General features: G+C 34.4%; 21 protein-coding genes. 18 read left to right on the forward strand and 3 right to left on the reverse strand.

What is annotated here, in order from left to right; all coding sequences use genetic code 11:
* Window positions 1–25: 25 nt before the first annotated feature.
* The 8 genes from ACSG5Z_RS15390 to ACSG5Z_RS15425 all read left to right on the forward strand — a co-directional run bounded on the left by ACSG5Z_RS15390 (window position 26) and on the right by ACSG5Z_RS15425 (window position 6,844).
* Complete coding sequence (locus ACSG5Z_RS15390; RefSeq protein WP_048543793.1) at window positions 26–307, forward strand: MazG nucleotide pyrophosphohydrolase domain-containing protein; 282 nt, start codon at window positions 26–28, stop codon at window positions 305–307.
* A gap of 34 nt (window positions 308–341) precedes the next feature.
* Complete coding sequence (locus ACSG5Z_RS15395) at window positions 342–1,079, forward strand: glycoside hydrolase family 25 protein (RefSeq protein ID WP_137014600.1); 738 nt, start codon at window positions 342–344, stop codon at window positions 1,077–1,079.
* A gap of 136 nt (window positions 1,080–1,215) precedes the next feature.
* Complete coding sequence (gene bla2 / locus ACSG5Z_RS15400) at window positions 1,216–1,986, forward strand: BcII family subclass B1 metallo-beta-lactamase (RefSeq protein WP_435711692.1); 771 nt, start codon at window positions 1,216–1,218, stop codon at window positions 1,984–1,986.
* 744 nt (window positions 1,987–2,730) lie between these two features.
* Window positions 2,731–4,017 (forward strand): hydroxylamine reductase, encoded by a 1,287-nt coding sequence (gene hcp, locus ACSG5Z_RS15405; RefSeq protein WP_435711693.1) that lies wholly within the window; start codon window positions 2,731–2,733, stop codon window positions 4,015–4,017.
* Between the two features lie 422 nt (window positions 4,018–4,439).
* Complete coding sequence (locus tag ACSG5Z_RS15410; RefSeq protein ID WP_435711694.1) at window positions 4,440–4,760, forward strand: PadR family transcriptional regulator; 321 nt, start codon at window positions 4,440–4,442, stop codon at window positions 4,758–4,760.
* Window positions 4,761–4,835: 75 nt separating this feature from the next.
* Window positions 4,836–5,177 carry a DUF1048 domain-containing protein gene (locus ACSG5Z_RS15415; protein WP_000891990.1) on the forward strand — a complete coding sequence of 114 codons (342 nt, stop codon included), beginning with the start codon at window positions 4,836–4,838 and terminating at the stop codon, window positions 5,175–5,177.
* 155 nt (window positions 5,178–5,332) lie between these two features.
* On the forward strand, window positions 5,333–6,094 hold the full coding sequence (locus ACSG5Z_RS15420; RefSeq protein WP_046954684.1) for an ABC transporter ATP-binding protein: 762 nt from the start codon (window positions 5,333–5,335) through the stop codon (window positions 6,092–6,094).
* Complete coding sequence (locus ACSG5Z_RS15425; RefSeq protein WP_000837803.1) at window positions 6,095–6,844, forward strand: ABC transporter permease; 750 nt, start codon at window positions 6,095–6,097, stop codon at window positions 6,842–6,844. It begins immediately after the preceding gene.
* Between the two features lie 149 nt (window positions 6,845–6,993).
* Here ACSG5Z_RS15425 and ACSG5Z_RS15430 read toward each other — a convergent pair whose 3' ends face one another.
* Window positions 6,994–7,956, reverse strand: a complete 963-nt coding sequence (locus ACSG5Z_RS15430; protein ID WP_106382891.1) for a helix-turn-helix transcriptional regulator — start codon at window positions 7,954–7,956, stop codon at window positions 6,994–6,996.
* A gap of 110 nt (window positions 7,957–8,066) precedes the next feature.
* On the opposite strand from ACSG5Z_RS15430, the gene ACSG5Z_RS15435 reads away from it, so the two are divergent.
* The 8 genes from ACSG5Z_RS15435 (at window position 8,067) to ACSG5Z_RS15470 (ending at window position 16,365) form a co-directional block, all read left to right on the forward strand.
* The gene (locus ACSG5Z_RS15435) at window positions 8,067–8,546 is read left to right on the forward strand and encodes a GyrI-like domain-containing protein (RefSeq protein ID WP_137013929.1); all 480 of its coding nucleotides are present in this window, start codon (window positions 8,067–8,069) and stop codon (window positions 8,544–8,546) included.
* Window positions 8,547–8,692: 146 nt separating this feature from the next.
* A complete protein-coding gene (locus ACSG5Z_RS15440; RefSeq protein ID WP_435711695.1) occupies window positions 8,693–8,950 on the forward strand; it encodes a DUF3963 domain-containing protein in 258 nt (85 codons plus the stop codon).
* 236 nt (window positions 8,951–9,186) lie between these two features.
* Window positions 9,187–9,324, forward strand: a complete 138-nt coding sequence (locus ACSG5Z_RS15445) for a hypothetical protein (RefSeq protein WP_435711696.1) — start codon at window positions 9,187–9,189, stop codon at window positions 9,322–9,324.
* A gap of 162 nt (window positions 9,325–9,486) precedes the next feature.
* Complete coding sequence (gene sigI, locus ACSG5Z_RS15450; RefSeq protein WP_435711697.1) at window positions 9,487–10,209, forward strand: RNA polymerase sigma factor SigI; 723 nt, start codon at window positions 9,487–9,489, stop codon at window positions 10,207–10,209.
* Window positions 10,199–11,554 (forward strand): anti-sigma factor domain-containing protein, encoded by a 1,356-nt coding sequence (locus tag ACSG5Z_RS15455; RefSeq protein WP_435711698.1) that lies wholly within the window; start codon window positions 10,199–10,201, stop codon window positions 11,552–11,554. Before sigI ends, ACSG5Z_RS15455 begins: the two co-directional genes overlap by 11 nt.
* A 207-nt stretch (window positions 11,555–11,761) precedes the next feature.
* A complete protein-coding gene (locus ACSG5Z_RS15460) occupies window positions 11,762–15,109 on the forward strand; it encodes a trifunctional glycoside hydrolase family 18/polysaccharide deacetylase/glycosyltransferase family 2 protein (RefSeq protein WP_435711774.1) in 3,348 nt (1,115 codons plus the stop codon).
* 246 nt (window positions 15,110–15,355) lie between these two features.
* Window positions 15,356–15,622 (forward strand): ArsR/SmtB family transcription factor, encoded by a 267-nt coding sequence (locus tag ACSG5Z_RS15465; protein WP_087984108.1) that lies wholly within the window; start codon window positions 15,356–15,358, stop codon window positions 15,620–15,622.
* 362 nt (window positions 15,623–15,984) lie between these two features.
* A complete protein-coding gene (locus ACSG5Z_RS15470; protein WP_097858382.1) occupies window positions 15,985–16,365 on the forward strand; it encodes a hypothetical protein in 381 nt (126 codons plus the stop codon).
* 229 nt (window positions 16,366–16,594) lie between these two features.
* Here the strand turns inward: ACSG5Z_RS15470 and ACSG5Z_RS15475 are convergent, their stop codons facing one another.
* Complete coding sequence (locus ACSG5Z_RS15475) at window positions 16,595–18,046, reverse strand: FAD-dependent monooxygenase (protein ID WP_262746736.1); 1,452 nt, start codon at window positions 18,044–18,046, stop codon at window positions 16,595–16,597.
* A 1,102-nt stretch (window positions 18,047–19,148) separates the two neighbouring features.
* Window positions 19,149–19,472 (reverse strand): winged helix-turn-helix transcriptional regulator, encoded by a 324-nt coding sequence (locus ACSG5Z_RS15480; RefSeq protein ID WP_435711699.1) that lies wholly within the window; start codon window positions 19,470–19,472, stop codon window positions 19,149–19,151.
* A 124-nt stretch (window positions 19,473–19,596) separates the two neighbouring features.
* On the opposite strand from ACSG5Z_RS15480, the gene ACSG5Z_RS15485 reads away from it, so the two are divergent.
* Window positions 19,597–20,130, forward strand: coding sequence for an NAD(P)H-dependent oxidoreductase (locus tag ACSG5Z_RS15485; RefSeq protein WP_137035964.1), 534 nt, complete (start codon window positions 19,597–19,599; stop codon window positions 20,128–20,130).
* Between the two features lie 133 nt (window positions 20,131–20,263).
* Complete coding sequence (locus ACSG5Z_RS15490) at window positions 20,264–21,763, forward strand: class I adenylate-forming enzyme family protein (protein WP_137015085.1); 1,500 nt, start codon at window positions 20,264–20,266, stop codon at window positions 21,761–21,763.
* The last annotated feature ends 24 nt before the right edge of the window (window positions 21,764–21,787 follow it).

Below are 21,787 nucleotides of genomic sequence, written 5' to 3' on the forward strand. Positions count from 1 at the left end.
TATTTATCATGAAGGGAGATTAAGTATGAATATTGTGGAATTCCAGAGATATGTATCAAATTTCAGTAAAGAAAAAGGATTTCAAGATACAACAATTGAAGAGCGTACGATGTATGCGATGGCGGAATTAGGTGAATTAGCGGAAGTGATATTAAAGCGTGATAAAATACAAGATTCGAAAAGAGAGATTGGTTTAGAAATGTTTGATGTCATTTGGAATGTATGTGACTTAGCAAATAAGTTAGAAATTGATTTAGAGAAGGCATTTGAAGAAAAAATGAGGATTAATAAAAAACGTGAATGGTAAGTGGAATATTAATGTGTAAAGATGGGGGATACGAATGAAAAAGAAGCTTATTATAGGAGGAGTCTTTACCTTAATTAGTGTAATGGGTGTTTTCGCTTATTTAGTCTTTCAAGGCATATTTATTCCGAATCAAATAAGTGCGGATAAGTATGAAATAAAAGGTGTAGATGTTGCGTCATACCAAGGAGATATAGATTGGAGAGAGTTGGAAAAGCAAAATATGAAGTTTGCGTTTATAAAGGCTACTGAAGGAAGCTCTTTTGTAGATAAGTACTTTTCGGAAAATTGGACGAATGCGAATAAGACAGGTATGCGCGTCGGAGCGTATCATTTTTTTAGTTTTGATAGTAAGGGTGAAACACAAGCAGAGCAATATATACGAACTGTTCCAAAGTATAAACAAGCATTGCCACCCGTAATTGATGTTGAGTTTTATGCTAACAAAAAAGATAATCCTCCTAAGCGTGAAGATGTTGTGAAAGAGTTGTCGGTCATGATAAAAATGCTAGAAAAACATTACGGTAAGAAAGTAATATTGTATGCAACTCAAGAGGCATATGATTTGTATATAAAGAATGCGTATCCTCAATGTGATATATGGATTCGTAGTGTCTTTACAAAACCGAGTTTATCTGAGGAGAGAAAATGGACGTTTTGGCAATACACGAACCGCGGGAGATTAAATGGTTATAATGGAAAAGAGAAGTATATTGATTTGAATGTATTTTATGGTAACGAGGAAGAGTTTGAGAATTATGGAATAAAAGGTTAAGTTTTAAAGCGTACAAAATTTTGTACGCTTTTTTGTTACTTACATAAAAATATACAAGTAAAGATGGAACAAACATTTAAGATGAATTGTCTATTATAGGTAATAACTATTTCGTTTGAAAGAAAGGGTGGAGAAAATGAAAAATACATTATTAAAAGTAGGGGTATGTGTTAGTTTATTAGGAACAATGCAATTTGTTAGTACAATTTCTTCTGTGAAAGCAGAACGAACGGTAGAGCAAAAAGTAATAAAAAATGAGGCAGGAACTATTTCAATTTCTCAGTTAAATAAAAATGTATGGGTTCATACGGAGTTAGGTTATTTTAACGGAGAAGCAGTTCCTTCGAACGGGCTAGTTCTTACTACTTCTAAAGGGCTAGTACTTGTCGATTCTTCTTGGGATGATAAGTTAACGAAGGAATTAATAGAGATGGTAGAAAAGAAATTTAAGAAGCGAGTAACGGATGTCATCATTACACATGCGCACGCTGATCGAATTGGCGGAATAAAAACGTTGAAAGAAAGAGGCATTAAGGCGCATAGTACAGCACTAACTGCAGAACTAGCAAAGAAAAGTGGATATGAAGAACCGCTTAGAGACTTACAATCCATTACAAATTTGAGTTTTGGAAATATGAAAGTAGAAACATTTTACCCAGGGAAAGGACATACAGAAGATAATATCGTCGTATGGTTACCGCAATACAACATTTTAGCTGGAGGCTGTTTAGTGAAATCTGCGGAAGCTAAAGATTTAGGGAACGTTGCTGATGCCTATGTAAATGAATGGTCCGCATCGATTGAGAATGTGCTGAAGCGATATGGAAACATCAATTCAGTAGTGCCTGGTCATGGGGAAGTAGGGGACAAAGGATTGCTTTTACATACATTGGATTTGTTGAAATAAGAAACTGTGGGAATATAAAAGCGAGGAGAAACAATTTTCTCCTCGCTTTCTTCTAGCTATATTTAAATGCGAAGCCATCAATTATGCCTGCATACGTTACTGAGATTTTAATTCCAAGTATACAAATACCAGTACCGTCATAATTGCTAAAACAACATAAGTAATATCGAGCATTATAAGTGTTTTTAAAGTTTCAGTCATCCTAATTCACCCCTGGTATGAAAATATAACATAATCTCTTATCAATCAGATCAGAGATTATAGAGATAACAATGTATATGAAATTTATTAAGTAGTGTCTATATAAATATATCATATAAATAATGTAAGTAATGTTAAGGTAGTGTAAATGTATTGTAAATAAAGTGATTTTTCATAAAATATTTAATCGAAAAATTGATAGTTCTTCAAAATGAAAAGAAGCTATTCTTTCTGTTGCATAATAAAAAGAAAGAATAGCGTTTTTGTATGTCTATTTCTGTTTGCTTAAGAGATTTATAGTACGAAATTGTTCTTTCGTACTATGAACTAGAAAGTTAAATATGTGATTCAGCAATAGTCTAGCTATTTGAAAACTTGAACAACAGGGGTATGTAATGTTTTTTTTGTGTCAATAAAAATATTATGTAAACATATAAATTGTCACAAATTTATACATATTATTGTGATTGATATCACATCTCTTTTCCTCAATGGGTATTATGCTTAGGTTGTAAGGAATGATTGGGAGAGGGTGGGATGATCATGTTTTGTTATCAATGTGAACAAACGCCAACAGGTGGATGTAAAGTGATGGGTGTTTGCGGTAAAAATGAAACAATTGCAAGTTTACAAGATACGATTGTGTTTGGGCTAAAAGGAATTGCAGCTTATCGTACGCATGCTGCTCAGCTAGGGTATACTGATGCATTTGTAGATGCTACGACGCAAGAAGCACTGTATATGACATTAACAAATTCCAACTTTAATGAACAAGAACATATTGATATGGCTATGAAAGTAGGGAAATCGGCTTTACGAGTAATGGAGTTATTAGATGAGGCGCATACGAATCATTTTGGTGTTCCAGAGCCTGTTCAAATTACACAAAACCATGTAGAAGGTAAAGCAATTGTAGTTACTGGTCATAATTTATTTGCGTTAGAAGAATTATTAAAACAAACAGAAGGAAAAGAAATTAATATTTATACGCATTCTGAAATGTTACCAGCACACGGTTATCCGCAGCTGAAAAAATATAAACATTTAAAAGGAAACATCGGTAAGGCATGGTATGATCAACGACGTCTTTTCGAAAAATTTACAGGTGCCATATTAGCGACAACGAACTGTGTTATGCCAATTAAAGGATCATACTCTGATCGATTCTTTTCATATGATATTGCAGGTTTAGAAGGTGTACAAAAAATTGAAAATGATGATTTTGCACCGTTGATTCAAAAAGCGCTAGAACTTCCAGAAGTACATATGAAGTCGGATGAACAGTTAGTAACAGGGTTCCATCATAATACAGTATTATCATTAGCTCCGGAAATTATTAATGCAGTAAAGGCAGGAAAGATTAAGCGTTTCTTTGTCATCGCAGGTTGTGATGCACCAGGAAAGGGCGGAGAATATTATCGTGAATTAGCAACGTCACTTCCGCCAGAAACGGTTATTTTAACGACTTCTTGCGGGAAATTCCGTTTTAATGATGTGAGTTATGGTGTTGTACCTGGTACAGAGATTCCGCGTTACATTGACTTAGGGCAATGCAATAATTCAATTTCTACAGTAAAAATAGCAGCCGCTTTAGCAGATGCTTTCCAATGTGAAGTGAATGAATTGCCAGTAAGTATTGTCTTATCATGGTTTGAACAAAAAGCGGTTGCGATTTTACTTGGGCTATTTAGTCTTGGAATTCAAGATATTCGTATCGGTCCAAAGGCGCCTGAATTTATTTCACCTGGCGTGCTTGATGTATTACAGGAAACATTCGGTTTAAAACTAATTACAACTGCAGCGGAAGATATGGATATGATGTTATCGTAACAAAAGGATGATCTGTCTTATTAAGAAGAAGAGCTAACCTATAGCGCCCCAAAACAAAAATGTAGAATATTTGTTTTGGGGTATTTTCTTTTCTTAGCGGGATAGGTAATAGTTGATTTTAGAAAAATATAAAAATCGAGTTGACATTTACAACTACTCAGTCATACAATGTAGTTGTAATAGGTGATACAGAGTAGTGTTATTTCTCGAAATATTTTTAGTAAACAATAGGTAATAGCGGATTTTAGAAAAGTTTTGAAAATCAGTTGACATTCACAACTACTTAGTCGTACAATGTAGTTGTAATAAGTAATACTGAATAGTATAGTTTTACTCAAAAGCTATTCAGTAAAAATTCGCCTTAGTACTCTGTGATACTGAATATAAGTCAGACAGAATAGGGGGTAAAGGAGGATCAGGACATGGAAAATTTAACTGAAATGCTGAAAGGTTCACTGGAAGGGTGTGTGCTGGAAATCATTAGTCGCCGTGAAACGTATGGCTATGAGATTACCCGCCACCTGAATGATCTTGGGTTTTCCGAAGTCGTAGAAGGGACGGTTTATACTATCCTCGTACGATTAGAAAAGAAAAAGCTTGTGAATATTGAAAAGAAACCATCAGATATGGGACCGCCTCGTAAGTTTTATTCATTAAATGAGGATGGCCGTCAGGAGCTTGAATTGTTTTGGAAAAAATGGGATTTTGTATCTTCAAAAATTAACGTCTTGAAGTCAAACTAGCCTCATAATATAAAATGTTCCGGCTCATATTTGGAGAGTTTCTTGTTCTGCTTTATAAAAAAGGAGGAAAATAAGATGTTGGAAATGTTTAAAAAATTAATTGGTGATAAAAAAGAGTACAAAATGATGATGGCACGTGTTGGAGCACTGCCAGAGGACTATCAGTTTGTGTTTAAGAAAATTCAAAACTACATGTGGAATTTCTCAGCGGGTAATGGAATGGATATGCTGCACATACAGTATGAATTAATCGATTTGTTTGAAGCAGGTGCAGCGGAAGGCAGACAAGTGCTTGATATTACTGGGGAGGACGTGGCATCCTTTGCTGACGAACTAGTGGCAAACGCTAAAACGTATGTCTCCAAGTATCGTGAAGATTTGAATGAAAGTATTATGAAGAAATTGAGAAAAAAATAAATGCAATTATTAATACCGACTGATTAGCTGGTTACAAATGTGAATTGCCGCCATCGCTATTCAGTTATATTTTTAAACCAGTACTAAGTAATACAGATTATCAGTGATACTAAATAGAGGGTGTATGTAATCTAATTTTATAAGGGGGAAAAAGTATGAGCAATGCAGCGATTTCTATAAAAGGGTTAAAAAAATCTTTTAAAGATAAAGAAGTCTTAAAGGGAGTGGATTTTGAGGTGCAGCGTGGTGAAATTTTCGCGCTGCTAGGCTCAAATGGAGCTGGAAAGACGACAACGGTCAATATCCTTTCGACGTTAATGAAACAAGATGATGGTGAAGTGAGTATTTGCGGTTTTGACGTCCAGCGACAACCAGATCATGTTCGTCAAAGCATCAGTTTGACAGGACAGTTCGCAGCTTTAGACGGCATGCTTACTGGAAGGGAAAACTTGATAATGATCGCTAAGTTACGTGGTGTTTCCAATCCGGCACAAGTTGCTGATAATCTACTTGCAAGATTTAGCCTGACTGATGCGGCCAACCAGAGGGCAGACCAGTATTCAGGCGGGATGAAGCGCCGACTTGATATCGCGATGAGTTTGATTGGAGCGCCAGCAGTTATTTTTCTAGACGAACCAACGACTGGACTTGATCCGGAAGCACGGATCGAAGTGTGGGATACAGTCAAGGAACTTGCCGGCAGCGGCACAACGATTTTGCTCACGACTCAGTACTTGGAGGAAGCAGAACAACTGGCGGACCGTATCGCTATTTTGCATGGCGGAAAAATTATTACGACAGGTACTCTTACTGAACTGAAAGAGATGTTCCCGCCAGCAAAAGTAGAGTATATCGAGAAGCAGCCGACGTTGGAAGAAATTTTCCTTGCGATTATCGGTAAAAAGGAGGAGATGTAAATGAAAAGCAAAACAGGGGTATTACTAGGGCGCTTAATGCGTAATATTATGCGTAGTCCGGATACAATTATTACAGTAGCGATTACACCGATTATGATGATGCTATTATTTGTTTACGTATTTGGCGGGGCTATAAAGACAGGAACGGATAACTACGTTAATTATTTATTGCCGGGAATTTTGTTAATGGCTATCGCATCCGGTGTAGCGTATACTTCTGTACGATTATTTACGGATGTAAAGAGTGGGCTGATGGCACGTTTCATTACGATGCCTATTAAGCGCTCATCAATATTGTGGGCTCACGTTTTAACTTCTCTTGTTGCTAATGTACTTACTATCGTAGTGGTTATTCTTGTTGCGCTCTTAATGGGCTTTCGTTCTAGTGCAAATATGCTAGATTGGCTTGCGGTAGCGGGAATACTGGGGATGTTTACGTTAGCGCTCACATGGCTAGCTATCATTCCAGGGCTGAAAGCGAAGTCTATGGAAGGGGCGACAGCTTACTCGTACCCGCTAATTTTTCTTCCATTTATTAGTTCGGCCTTCGTACCTACTGAAACGATGCCTAAAATTGTTCGTGCGTTCGCTGAGAATCAGCCTGTAACTTCAATCGTGAATGCGATTCGCGCCCTATTATATGAAGGGACTGTTGGCAACGATATTTGGACTGCACTCGCTTGGTGCGTGGGTATCATGATCATCTCTTACTTTTTCGCTAGCAAAGCATTTAAACGTCAGTTAGGATAAGTGAATTAAGTCATCCGAAATTATATATATTTTTGAAAAAGCACGGGAGGTTTTCCGTGCTTTTATTATTTATTGTGCTCTCATGGTAAAAAATATAGGAAACTGGTAACGAATAAACCTCAATATTTTGAGGTTTAACCGATCACTGCTTATGGAGAATATAAACATAACCGCTCTTGTAAATCGTTTAATATTTCTTCAGGCATTTCCTTGATTGTAATATCTTTCCCTAGGAAAAGTAGCCAATTTGTTATCTCTGTCACTTCATCGGAATTGTTAACATCGATAAATGTTTTTAAAATGGCTGTAGATTGGTAAGGGTTTGTATAAGAAATTGAAATTTTTAAAGGATGGTATTTTTTGTACTGGGCAATCGCTTTTGGACCAAGTTCAAGTACAAGGTTAATTTCTTCGTCCTTCTTATTGAGTTTTTCTAAAATCTGTTTCTTATTTAACCTCTTTTTCGTCGTGTACGGTTCGATATTGACGAGGTCATCGACAGGAAACAGCAGTTTTTTTTCTTCTTTTAAGTCAAACCCTTCAATGATCCAACGGCTTTTTTCTTGATAAAGGTGTAATAGATAAATTGGGTAAGACTTGATTTCCTCTTCTTCTTTGACGGTAATCAATAAATGTCTATCCAAAAGAAGGATTTGGATGAGTTTTTCTAACATAGGGTGGGGGAGGTCAGAAAGCTCAAGTAGATCGGGATTATAAGGGTTAGTCCCTTCAAAAAGCAAGAGTTGATTTAAAAGAACGAGGTCATCTTGCTGGGTTTCTGAGATGAGTCCTAGTAGTTTTTCAGCTAAAGACTGGCGACTTTTTAGATAGGGAAGTTGTTGATTTCTTGTAGCCATAAAGGCAATAAAAAGAGCTTTGACTTCATTATCAGTAAAGCGAACAACGGGCAGGATAGAATTATGCATGACAAAATATCCACCAGTTCTCCCAACTTCAGCGACAAGTGGCATGCCCATAGCTTCAATTTCTCTAATGTCTCTAATAGCTGTCGATCGTGATACGTTAAATTCTCGTATGATTTCAGTAATTGTAAAGTGGGAGCGATTGTTGATATACCGCATAATTGTATTAATCCGTTCAACTTTTTTCATTGGAATCTCCTAAACAGTATCATTTTTTGACATGATTTAAAGATATTATAAACGTATCAGATGAAAAGTTAAATCGTTTGATTCATTTTAAAAAAAGGAAGGTTTTGAATATGAAAAATTATACTATAGAAGAAAAAGATAGCTTTATTGTGTTAGGTATTGGAACTGAAATTAAGAGTGACTATACAGACTTTGCTGGAATCAATAAAGAAAAGGAAGACTTTTGGTCGGCTGTTAAAGAAGATGGAAGGCTCGATACTTTAAAAGCTTTAGCTACAAACGAATATATTTTTTCTGTGAGCGAAGCGGTGAATAACAAGATGATGTATTATGCTGGTGTCATGACAGAAGCACAAATAGAAGAAGAATCTAGAGTGATCCAGTTTCCGAAGGGAGAATACTTAGTAGTGAAAGGGGAAGACAAAACGGCTGAAGAGCTAAGTAATAAACTGACTGGCATCGCCTTCGGTCAAGCTTTACCAGAAGCAACAGATTTTGTTTATGTTGGTGGCCCAAATACAACGGTTGAGATGGGGCAGAGAGACGGTTTAGTATTTGGTGAAATGTGGATTCCAGTTGTTAGGAAGTAAAGTGATAAAAGGTACCAATATGGAAAGTAGGGGCTAACAATCTTGAATTGTTAGCCTTTTTGATATGAATAAAATATTCATATGCTGCTACACATTATGTTCTGATAAAATGGAATAAAAGGGAATTAATGTAAGATGGTGGCATTTTGAGTAAAAAAAGGATATTTGAGCTGTTCATAGTAACGTTGGTTTTTCTATTCCTTCATGTAAGTACATTTACTAATGAAAAATTTAACGATAAATTTGGATCCTTTACTTTCATTGTGCTCCTTCTTATGCTTTCTATTTACACTGCATTTATAGAAAAGTATTTTGATGATATACAAAAGTGGATTCGAAATATCACATTTTGTTTTGCTTTGTTAGTAGTTGCTGTAGTAGCACTATGGCTAGGTTACTTTTAAAGATTTGCTTCTGAAAATGAAAGTTCTCTAATAAAAAATCTGGAGGACTTTTAAATTTGATTAGTTTTTTCAAATGGATGGTTTTTATTTCTGAAACAAATATTTATTTTATAAAAAACTTTTTAGACCCCCATAAATTTTGTTGTTCCTTCGAATATGTATAATGAAGAAAGCAAATGGAAGTAAAAGTACACATCGGATATAGCATTGAAGTATTTATTAAATTGTTAGATTAAATGAGGAAGTCGAAAGAAAAGGATGAAATTACCAGCAGTATAGAGAAGAGTTATGTAAAGATTGCAGATAAAATAGAAAAAGAGCAAGCAAAACAATATAAGAAATTAAATGAAAATGCAGACTTAGCTTTTGTATAAATAGAATAGAATAATCATTAAGAAAACGGTGAGAAAGTCAATCTCGAAAAATATGAGCAACAGCAAGAAGACAAACCGAAAGAAAAGTACTAACAAAATGTGGTTGAAAGGTCACTTGTTTAGTGACCATTTTGCTATGTGAAGGAGGCTGGGAGATTACAAGTGTTGAGTTTAGTAATGAAGATCTTAAAAAAACCAAAAATAGAAGATATCGTATGTAACATACAAAACAATAGAGAAGATAAAGAAGCTTTTATCGTACAGTATCAGCCGTTTATTAGAAAATCAATCTCGTCTGTCTGCCGCAGATACATTACAGAACAGGATGATGAATATAGTATTGGATTGTTTGCATTTAATGAAGCAATAGAAAAGTATTCATATAAAAAGGGGAAATCTTTTCTAGCGTTTGCTGATCTTCTTATAAAAAGAGATGTAATTGACTATATACGCAAGGAGTCTAAGCATAACCTTGTCTTTTTAAAAGAAGATGAGCAAGAGGAAATGTTAGAAATGCAAGTATCGCTTACGGAGTATATGAAAGAGATGGAAAATAGTAACCGTAAGGAGGAAATTCTTCATTTTCAAAGTGTGTTAGCTGAGTTTAAAATCACATTTTCAGAGCTTGCTAAAGAATCCCCTAAGCACCGTGATACGCGTGAGCACTTATTAGAAATTGTGAAGATTATTATAAAAGAAGAAGAAATGATGGAAGAGCTGTTCCGAAAGAAAAAGTTACCGCTTAAACATATTGAACCGCGTGTTAGGGTAAGTCGTAAAACGTTGGAGCGGCATAGAAAATATATCATTGCAATGTGTATTATCTTCGCAAATAACTATACATATATTCTTGATTATATAAGGGGAGGGAAGCGTGATGAATAAAGGAATTGTGATGGATATAAAAAAACATAGCGTAGTTGTTTTAACACCAAATGGAGAGTTTATTACGTGTAAAAGAAAAGGGGATTCTTGCGTGATTGGAGAGGAAATCTCGTTTGAAGAACAAGAACAAAGAGCATCGCGTTTTTCAATCCCTTATTTTTTGAAGCCGGCATCATTACTTGTTGCTTGTTTTCTATGTGCGCTTTTATTTTTCTACAACCAACCGGAAGAAAAAGTATTTGCTTACGTCTCAGTTGACATTAATCCAAGTTTAGAGGTGAGCGTAACGAAGGATCTTCGCGTTATAGATTTACAAGCTTGTAATGATGATGGAAGGCGTATTTTAAAAGAATTGAAGCAATGGGAAAACAAACAATTGCAAGACGTAATACGTACAATTATAAAGCAGAGTCAAGAGGATAAGTATTTAACGAATGATAAGCAAGTTATGCTAACAGCTGTTGCAAAGGATAAGTCGCTAGAAAAACAGTTGGAAAAGGCCATGAAAGAATTAAAGAAAGAGTATGAGCTAAAACATATTACAGTCGAATATCAAAGTAGCACACTGCAAGTACGAGAGAATGCTAGAAAAGCTGGAATTGGCACTGGTGTCTATATAAAGCAAGAGAATGAGAAGAATAAACCGCTTACGCCTCCTGCCACGCCGTTTAATCAGGTGGAAAATGAAGAAGAGGTGCAATCGCAGCCGGAGTCATCTCCTGATGCATCATCAGGTTTGTCTCCTGTAAAAGAAAAAAAATATGAGAAGCCAGCACATAAAGAACAAAAGAAAACAGAGGAACAGCCATCTAGGCAAATAAAAGAAAATAATGGAAATCAGCAAGGGAACAACAGTAGAGGAGCTCAGCAAGAAAATAGAGGGAATCAACAGGAGAATAACGGAAGAGGATCGCAACAAGGAAATAATGGGAATCAGCAAGGGAACAACGGAAGAGAATCGCAACAAGGAAATAATGGGAATCAGCAAGGGAACAACGGAAGAGGATCGCAACAAGGAAATAATGGGAATCAGCAAGGGAACAACGGAAGAGGATCGCAACAAGGAAATAATGGAAATCAACAAGGGGACAATGGTAGAGAATTGCAACAAGAAAATAATGGGAATCAGCAAGGGAACAACGGAAGAGGATCGCAACAAGGAGATAATGGGAATCAGCAAGGGAACAACGGAAGAGGATCGCAACAAGGGAATAATGGAAATCAGCAAGGGGACAATGGAAAAGGATCGCAGAAAGAAAATGATGGAAATCAACAAGGGAACAATGGGAGGGGGTCTCAACAAGAAAATAGAGGCCACCAACAAGGAAATGAAAAGAAGAATTAATAGAATATGGAAGTGAGAGATTCAATTCAAAGCTAAAAGGATTTATCTCGCTATTGTGGGCAGTAAAACTCCCATCTCTAATTTTGGCTGGGGCAAAGAAGTTAGATGGGAGTTGGGCTGCTTATAAATGCCCAATTGGTGAGGGCTAATTAAAGTTTCACTTTATTATTCTATAGTTCTATTAAGAAGGAGTATGTGAAAAATATAATGGAGAAAAACATTCAACAAGAGAAAGGTAAATCAAAACCTATTTTTTATGATCCTAAAGGAAGGAGAAACATAGCTTTTATCTCGTTTCTATGTATCTCAATAGTTAGCGTAAGTATTGTATTTTATTTTTTCTTTCAAAGTATTTTTTCAACACCAGAAATTCCAAATATGAATCCTACTGTAAAACAAGATACGAAACTTGTACCAATTAATCAAAAACTTAGTGGCGAGCAGTTAAAGAAGGAAGAATTCAAACCAAATACCGAAATGAAGGGTAATAAAAATTTGGTGAATTCGATGAACGATAGTAAACAACCAAAAGAAGTGTATGGTTTTTATGTAAATTGGGATGAAAATAGTACAGCGTCTTTAAAAGAAAATATCGATTCATTAACGACGTTAGTACCAGAATGGTATCATTTAAAAGAAGATTTAACGATTAGAAGTGAAATAAAACCTGAGATTGTAAAACTAGCAAAAAAAAATCATGTGAAAATTATGCCGTTACTTACTAACTATACCGAAAAAGCTTCTGGCCCTGATAGTGAGCTTATCCATAAGTTACTGAATTCGCCGAATGATGTGAAGACGAAATTTATTAATGATTTAGTAAGCGAAGTTAAAAAGAATCAGTTTTCAGGTATTAATATTGACTTTGAGGCCGTACCTGAAAGCGATAGAGAAAACTTAACAAATTTCATAAAAGAAATTACTACGGTCTTTCATAAACATGATTTGCTCGTTACACAAGATGTTCCAGCTAATGATAAGGCTTTTGATTATGGTGCATTAGCAAAAATAATAGATCGAATGATTGTAATGATGTACGATGAGCATTATGGAGCGGGGGAACCAGGCCCAATTGCTTCAAATAAATGGTTCCAACATACATTAAAAGAACTGAATATTCCGTCTAATAAACTTGTAGTTGCTTTCGGTAACTATGGATATGATTGGGAAGTAAATAGTAAAAAACCTGCGAAGTCTTTAACTTTTTCAGAAGTTATGGCAATGGCTCATGATTCCAATATGAAAATTCAATGGGATAACATGAGTGGAAATCCTTATTTTAGATATAAAACAGGAGAGAAAGATCATACTGCTTGGTTCTTAGATAGTGTTACTCTCTATAATCAAGTGAAAATCGCAATGGAAAACAATGCTAAAGGGTTTGCATTATGGAGATTAGGAGCAGAAGACCCTACAATATGGAAAGTTTTAAAAAATCCGATTGGGGTACAAAAAAATCCTGATGCATTACATAAAATTACTAGTTTAGATGAAGTGAATTATGCTGGACAAGGTGAAATTTTACAGATTGAGAATGAAAGACAAAATGGGTTGAGAGATTTTAAAATAGGAAAAGATGGTTATCTTACAGATGAAGTATATAGATCATTACCATCTACATACGAAGTGCAACGATATGGAAAACCGAATGGGAAACAAGTAGTATTAACATTTGATGATGGGCCAGACCCGAAATATACACCGAAAATTTTAGATATATTAAAAGAGAATAAAATAAACGCTGCTTTTTTTGTACTTGGTGAAAACGCGCAACTAAATCCTAATATTGTGAAAAGAATATACGATGAAGGGCATGAAATTGGCAATCATACTTTCAAGCATCCTAACGTCGCTGATACGTCTTTACTACGAACAAAATTAGAACTTAATACGACGCAACGTTTAATTCAGGAAATAACTGGACATTCTACGGTTTTATTTAGACCGCCATATGAAGCCGATGCTAACCCAGATTCATCAAATGAAATATTGCCTATTTTGCGTGCACAAAATATGAACTATACAATGGTGGCGGAAAAAGTTGATCCTGAAGACTGGGCAACACCATCAACGAATGAATTAGTAAAGCGTGCTCTTACTCCCATTTATAAGGGAGAGGGAAATATTATTCTTCTCCATGATGCGGGAGGGAATCGTGCCCATACGGTAGAAGCGCTTCCCATTATTATTAAAGAACTTAAAAAAAATGGATATAGTTTTGTAACAATTTCAGATTTAATGAATAAAGAACGAGATGAAATTATGCCTCCTGTTTCTTCTGAAGGAAAGCAATATTTACTTTACAATAAAGCTGTCTTTTCAGGAGCGGGATACTTTAAACATATATTAACAATTATTTTTTATATTGCTATTGGATTAGGTATTTTCCGATTCTTATTCTTAATTTATTTTGCATGGAAGCAGAAAAGAAAAACGCTATCTCGTTGCACGCATTCGTCCTATCAACCTTTTGTTAGTGTTGTCATAGCGGCATATAATGAAGAAAAGGTTATAGCTAAGACGATTCGCTCAATTTTGGATAGTCATTATAAAGAATTTGAAGTTATAGTTGTGGATGACGGATCGAAAGATGATACGTCAAAAGTAATGCAAGAAACATTTAATAAACACCCTAAAGTACGTTTAATCCAGAAAGAAAACGGTGGGAAATCATCAGCAATGAATTTAGGGTTTCAACACTCACGAGGAGAAATCATTGTTACGTTAGACGCGGATACAATTATTGCACAAGACGCTATTTCTTTAATGGTTAGACACTTTGAAGATCATAATGTTGCAGCAGTTTCAGGTAATGTCAAAGTAGGTAATAGACGTAACTTGTTAACTACTTGGCAACATGTTGAGTATATTACCGGGTTTAATTTAGAACGTAGAGCTTTTGATGAGTTAAATTGTATTACAGTAGTTCCAGGAGCTATTGGGGCATGGCGTAAAAAGAATGTAGTTGAATCTGGATATTTAAGTGAGGATACGTTAGCAGAAGATACGGATCTTACTATTACATTTTTACGTCAAGGGTATAGAATTGTATATGAAGAAAGCGCGTATGCTTATACGGAGTCACCTGAAGATGTGAAAAGTCTCATTAAACAACGATATCGTTGGTCATATGGTACACTCCAATGTCTTTGGAAACACCGAAAAGCATTGTTTCATTCACAGCATAAAACATTAGGGTTTATTGCATTGCCTAACATGTGGTTATTCCAATATGTTTTGCAATTCATTGCTCCTTTAGCAGATATATTAATGATTATGGGGCTATTTAGTAGCAATCCACTAAAAGTTTTAGGGTTTTATTTTGTATTCTTTTTAATGGATCTATTCGCATCTTTATTTGCATTTAAATTAGAAGAAGAGAATCCGAAACCACTAGCATGGTTAATTTTACAACGCTTTATTTATCGTCAATTTATGACTTATGTTGTCATTAAATCTATATTCTCATCAATTCGAGGAGTAGCGGTAGGGTGGAATAAATTAAAGAGAATGGGGAGTGTTAAACATTCCACGGAACATAAGGAGGCATCATAAGAGGGCAGTTTACCTGCTCTCTTTTTTCATTGGTTTTAGTAAGTAATATGTAATATGTAATATAAAGCCTTCGCTTCCATAACAAAATTCCTAATCATTACTGATAGTGAGACGTTATGTTAAGACACTCCTTGAATTTCGGAAAAATTTTTTTATTTTTTTAAAAATGACGGACACAAAATCTTATATCCTTTCGAATTATATATATGGATATCAATAATATTTATATAAAAGGGGAGAAAAAATATGAAAGAAATGTATGAAGAAATCACTGAAGTATTGAAAGTATTGGCACATCCTGTCCGTTTATCATTAGTAAAAATAATGCTTGCAAAAGGCCCAATTAACGTAACGACAATGTATGAAACGTTACAAATGCCTCAAAGTACAATTAGTCAACATTTATCTAAACTAAAAGCTACGAAAGTCGTTACAGGTACTCGGAAAGGGTTAGAAATTTATTATGAGGTAACGGACCATCGCACAAAATCAATATTAGCATGTTTAGTTTAAATACTGATTGTCTAGACATTAAGAAGAGGATGCTAAAGTAATTGTCTGACTACAATTTTTAAGATTTTATACAAAAGTAATATGTATAAGTGTATGTGATTTTCTTACTAACATAAGTTGTATGTAGACTGGTTATTAATTTGTTATACATCTTAGTTAGATTATTTTATTTATTTAATAATATTGTATGATCTTCACCTTGTTAAATTTAACAAGGTGAAGGATTATTTATGTACACATGAAATATTTTATAAAGAGTACGACTTTACTCCAAAGTTACATTTTTAGTTTTTTATCTATAGATCTAATACTAAAGGGAAAATAACTGAAATATAAATGTAATTGAAAGGAGTGGAGTAACAATGGAGGTAAGCCTTTTTTTAGGATTTTTTTGGGGATGGATAACGGTTATCATCTCAGGAATACTTTTTGTGCGACCATCTATACTACGTGAACTGAAAAAATTAGTGGTAGAAGACAGAGGATTTGGAATTATGTATGGCTTTCTATCAATTTTCCTAGGATTAGGTACTGTTATTCTACATAATGTTTGGGAACTTAATTGGCAGGGACTCATTACACTTATTGCATGGCTCGCACTATTAAAAGGGATTTATGTAATTGCATATCCTGAACCATCCAAGAAAACCGATTTCGAAGTAAGGGTACTATCTACTCGTATAGTGCTTGCTTTCCTTGGTGCTTTATCTTTATGGATGCTTATCATACTTTATATGAAATAGAGACAAATATTTTTGATCATGGGAGTATGTAGGTGGGGAGTTTTGGGTAGTCCTTTGGAACGGGATTTATAGTTAACTGTAAATGTAGTGTTTCTTCCGTTGTAGATATGTTTTTATAAATAGTGAGATGGGCAAAACGAAGAGAGTCCTAAATAAATAGGATTCTTTTCGTTTTATAAAAGTGAATTTATCTTGTATCACTAATACAATTGATAATCATTTTTCTGGACTATTCGCAGTTATTTACCTTGTTATACTCAATGTCGGCTATGTGACCATCCGGTCGAATCAAAACGGTATCTATATTTTTTAACTTGGAATCTTGTATTTCTCCTATTATCACTTTTATGTGTGAATCAATATTTATTTTATTTATCTTATCTATATAAGAAGGGTGTATTAATAAGATAAATTTACCATCCTGCATTAATTCAAAGAGTTTATAACTTTTCTTATTTAGAGAAGAAATAGTGAGATTTGTACATCTTTTTCCTATCAATGGATGCCTTTCTGTATCGTGCATCGATGAATACATTATTCCTAAGCCACTTACTCTTTTAGATAAATCGTGATTTATCTCGGGGTATGTAAGTAGGTGCGAAAATAAACCCCTTAATTCCATTCCTGCGTTTGAAAAGTTTATCATTAATTGTTCTTGCGCTTGTACTTCCTTGAAAAATTGTTTTCCCACAGCATGTCTTTCAATATGATAACTTTCTAATAGGCTTTCATATTTTTTTTGTTTTATTGCGAGTCCTAATTTCCAGCCAATATTAAAAGCATCTTGTAGACCTACATTCAAACCTTGTCCTCCAGCAGGGAAATGAATATGTGCTGCATCCCCTGCTAAGAATACACGCTTATGTTGATAAGTATTTGCTAGTTTGGTTGCATTGCCAAAACGAGAAAGCCATATTGTGTTCTTAATTTGAAGATGTTCACCTGTAATACTATAAATACTATCTATAAACTCTTTTTCTGTAACAGCAACATGAACAGGTATTGTCTGATTCTTAGGATCAATAATTGCAAAACGAAATACATCAGGTGTAATAGGTACCATCATTAATATCCCATTTATATTAGAAGTAGATAAAAATGGAGTATCTGGTATATCTTCTAAAATAACATCACCTAATATAGCAGTAGTTGTTGTGTTTGTTCCATTAAACGGTATATTTGATAATTCACGAACTATACTTCTTGCTCCATCAGCTCCTATTACATATGGAACTTCTATTTTATATATTGTTTCTCTTTGTTCTATTTCTAGTTGTACAAATGTTTCATATTGTTTTAAGTCTTTCACAGTATGCCCGCGTTTAATGACTACACCTAATTCTAATGCACGTTCTTCTAATATTTCTTCTGTAATAGATTGGGGAATAAAAAGTGTATACGGAAAATCAGTATTTAAATTTTTAAAGTTTAATCTTGTATCTAAGGCAGCAAAATGACTTGTATTTAATTTCTTTCCTCTAGCTAAAAATCGATCTGCAATACCTCTCATAGCCATCAATTCTAAGGAGCGGGGGTGTAGTGTGAGTGCTCTAGAATTTCGTACCCGGTCTAATCTTCTCTCTAAAACAACAACTTTTACGTCTTGGATAGCTAATTCACATGCTGCCATAAGTCCAACTGGACCACCACCAACTACCGCTACATCATAATAATTGTCCATATCATGCCCTCCATTTATTTAATTGTTTAAGAGCTAATGTGAAAAATTGTAAATAGATTTATAAATGTTATCTATTGTACATATATAATTATACTTCACTTTTGTTTCTGGGGAAACAAAAGTGAAGTTCCTAGGAGAAGTTTACTTAGTAAGTGTGTAGTTAAAGCTATATAGCGTGTCTGCAGCTTCTTCTGCTTGTACTATTTTTGCTAAAAATGCTACTACTGTAGTTCCATATGGGAGTTGTAAAGGTCTTTCTGCTATTCGTAGTTTTAATGAAGTAGTAGTGGTTGTAACTCGACTTCAAATAATTCGCTTTCAATTTCATTAAGTGCATACATTGATACAGGATGTGGAGAGGTATTAGATAAGACTTGTGATGAAAGGAGTTCTCCTGATGAGGAGTAAAATGTAACAAACACTTGTGAAAATGGAGGGACCATAATGATTACACGGTCAGTTTTTTGTAACGTATTAACCAACTCCAAAATAATATAGTTTTATAAAAATCAAAAAACAATAGATAAATATAAAGATATTATTATGGGTACTTTTCCGATAGTGAATTAAGCAAATTAATAAACTCTTTATTTTATTGTAAATAGTTTAAGAGCACACAAATATGCATGCTCTTAGAATAGAAAGGTAGTTTTCTATGAGTAGGGAGTCCCCATACAATAAAATATGCTTGTCCAATTTAAATGTGAGCAGTTTTTTATAAAAATTCTATTTGGTAAGTCTATGTGAAAAATCACCTTGTACAGGAACTCTTTGCAAAGTATTTTGTCTGCAGTCATGATTATTAAAGTTGATGAGAGCTGTTATCCGAATAATAAAACCACATCTCAAATTGTTGACTATATGTCTAACAACTAGGATGCGGTTCAATGAATAAAAAGTGTCCGAATAAAATATAAGGTAAAAAGTATAGGATATTTTTGTTATAAAGAGTATTTATAGATGAATGTTATTGTTTTTTACTTTTGAAAGATTTGGGCTTCTAAATTACGAGTTGTTGGAGTACCTCTAATATAAAATTTCAGTAGAAATATTGAACTACTAATATGAATGTAGAAGATTTAATAAAGACGGTAATGTTCTTTTAGTCATGTAATCTTTTCATTTGATGATCTTTTCCCCATTCACATAGTTCATCCATAATTTGCATTAAAGATTTCCCGTATTCGCTTATTGTGTACTCAACCTTTGGTGGTACTTCTTGATATACAGTACGATGGATAATCCCATCAGCTTCAAGTTGGCGAAGGTGTTGAGTTAGAACTTTTTGCGTAATGTTTGGGATTTCTCGTCGGATTTCATTTGTTCGCATTTTTCCATCCATCAAAACACATAAAATATGAACTTTCCATTTTCCGCCGATTACATCGAGCGTCGTTGCAATTGGGCAGTCTTCATTTTGATTCATATAACACCTCCACAGGTACTTTAAGGTTCCTATAGCACTTTAAAGTACGTACTTTTCAATTATATGTGACTCACTCATACTAATACGTAAAGGATTGAATAATTTAAAAAGGGGATGGAAGATGATGAGAACACTTGTAATTGTAGCACACCCTGATATTGAAAAATCAAAAATTAATAAAAGATGGATCGAAGAACTTGAGGAACATTCGGATGAAATAACGGTGCATGAATTATATAAAGCGGCACCGAATTGGGAGTTTAATATTGAGGAAGAGCAAAAGCTATTAGTAGAACATGACAGATATATATTTCAATTTCCGCTTTATTGGTACAGTTCACCACCATTATTAAAAAAATGGTTTGACGATGTATTAACATATGGATTTGCGTACGGATCAAAAGGAGATAAAGTGAAAGGGAAAGAATTTGGTCTAGCTATTTCTATAGGTGGATTAGAAAAAGACTATAAAAATAGCGGAATTACAATGGATGAGTTAACGAAACCATTTCAAGCTACGTGCTTATATACAGACATGAAATTTATACCTTCATTTTATTTATATGGTGCCGAATATAAATTAAGTGATGAAGAGATTAATAAAAGTGCACCGGAGTATGTGCGCTATGTGATGAATAAGGAGTATTCTAATATATAAGAGGAAATAGCCATCTACTTGTTAAGTAGATGGCTATTTTTATTGATTTTATATTCACTAAGTGTAATCTTTAGTAAATTAATAGTTAATCTGGTAAAATAAAAAACCTAATATATATAAAGGGGAGTTTTACTTGAGAACGATGCAAAAATTATTACAAAAAAGAGCAATGCAATCACCAAATTTGGAAGCGCTTGTAGGGGGAGAGAAAAGGTATTCGTTTCAGCAGTATAATGAACGAGTAAATCAGCTTGCACACTATTTGCTACATAACGGTGTGCAAAGAGGAGATCGTATTGGAATACTATGCAAAAATAATCATCCGTTTCCAAGCGTTATGATGGCAAGTTTAAAAATTGGAGCTGTATGTATTCCGTTAAATCATCAGCTTACTGCTTATGAGTTAGAAACGATTGTAAAAGAAGCAAAATTAAAAGTGTTAGTTATTGATGAAGAATTTCATGAAGCTGTAAAGATTGATGCTGTTAAAGAAATTCCTTTTGTAATTAAAACGACAAAAGAAGGCTTTGGTTCATTTGAATTAATATTACAAGAACAGTCAATGACAGAACCGAACGTAGAAGTTCATGAAGATGATGATGCGATTTACTTATTTACTTCAGGAACGACTGGACAGGCAAAAGCATGTGTAATTGGACATAAAAACTTACATCATTATTTTTCTGAGATTGCGGGCCAAAGAGAATTTCCAGCAGGTGAACGCTTTTTATCCGTGCATCCATTATTTCATATGAGTGGAGTGCTTTCTATTTTAAATTGTATTTATCATGGTGTTACGATGATCTTTTTAGCTGATTCGAATCCTGCTCTTATTTGGGATAAGATTGAAGAAGAGAAAATTACTACGATGCTTGCATTCCCAGCTGTTTATAGCTACATGCTTGAGGAGCTAAATAAAAAAGAACGTAACATTTCAACTTTTAAAGTAGCACAAAGTGGTGGTACAAAAGTGCCAGAAACACTTATTCAAAAATATATGGAAAAAGGAATATATATGGTGCAAGGATATGGGAGTACAGAAGGTTGGGTTGTAACTTCATGGCATCCAATGATGGGAAAAGAAAAGATGTCTTCTGTAGGGAAAACTTTGAAACATGTAGAGTTAAAAATTGTTCATCCAGAAACAGGTGATGAACTAACAACAAATGAAGTTGGCGAGATTCATGTAAGAAGTCCATACATGTTTAAAGGGTATTGGAATAATGAAAAGGCGACAAAAAAGGTAGTAAAAGATAATTGGTTTAACATGGGCGATGCTGGCATGATAGATGATGATGGATTCCTGCATATTATGGGAAGATATAAAGACGTTATTATACGCGGTGGTGACAACGTATATCCAGATCAAGTAGAAGATGTTATCCATGAAATACATGGTGTTTTAGAAGTTGCAGTAGTTGGAGTTCCAGATGACTTTTGGGGAGAGATTCCGACAGCGTATATTGTAAAAGATATGCAAACGTCTTTAACGGAAGAAGAAATTATACGGCATTGTAAAGAGAAACTAGCAAGTTATAAAATACCAGACGTTGTATTTATGGACAAATTACCGAAAAATGCTTTAGGGAAAGTGTTGAAGAGGGAATTAAGAGAAGGTGTACTTGTAAAATAAAAAACGATTAGATGATGAGGAATC

The sequence above is a fragment of the Bacillus pretiosus genome (assembly GCF_051294775.1).
Classification (GTDB): Bacteria; Bacillota; Bacilli; order Bacillales; family Bacillaceae_G; genus Bacillus_A; species Bacillus_A wiedmannii.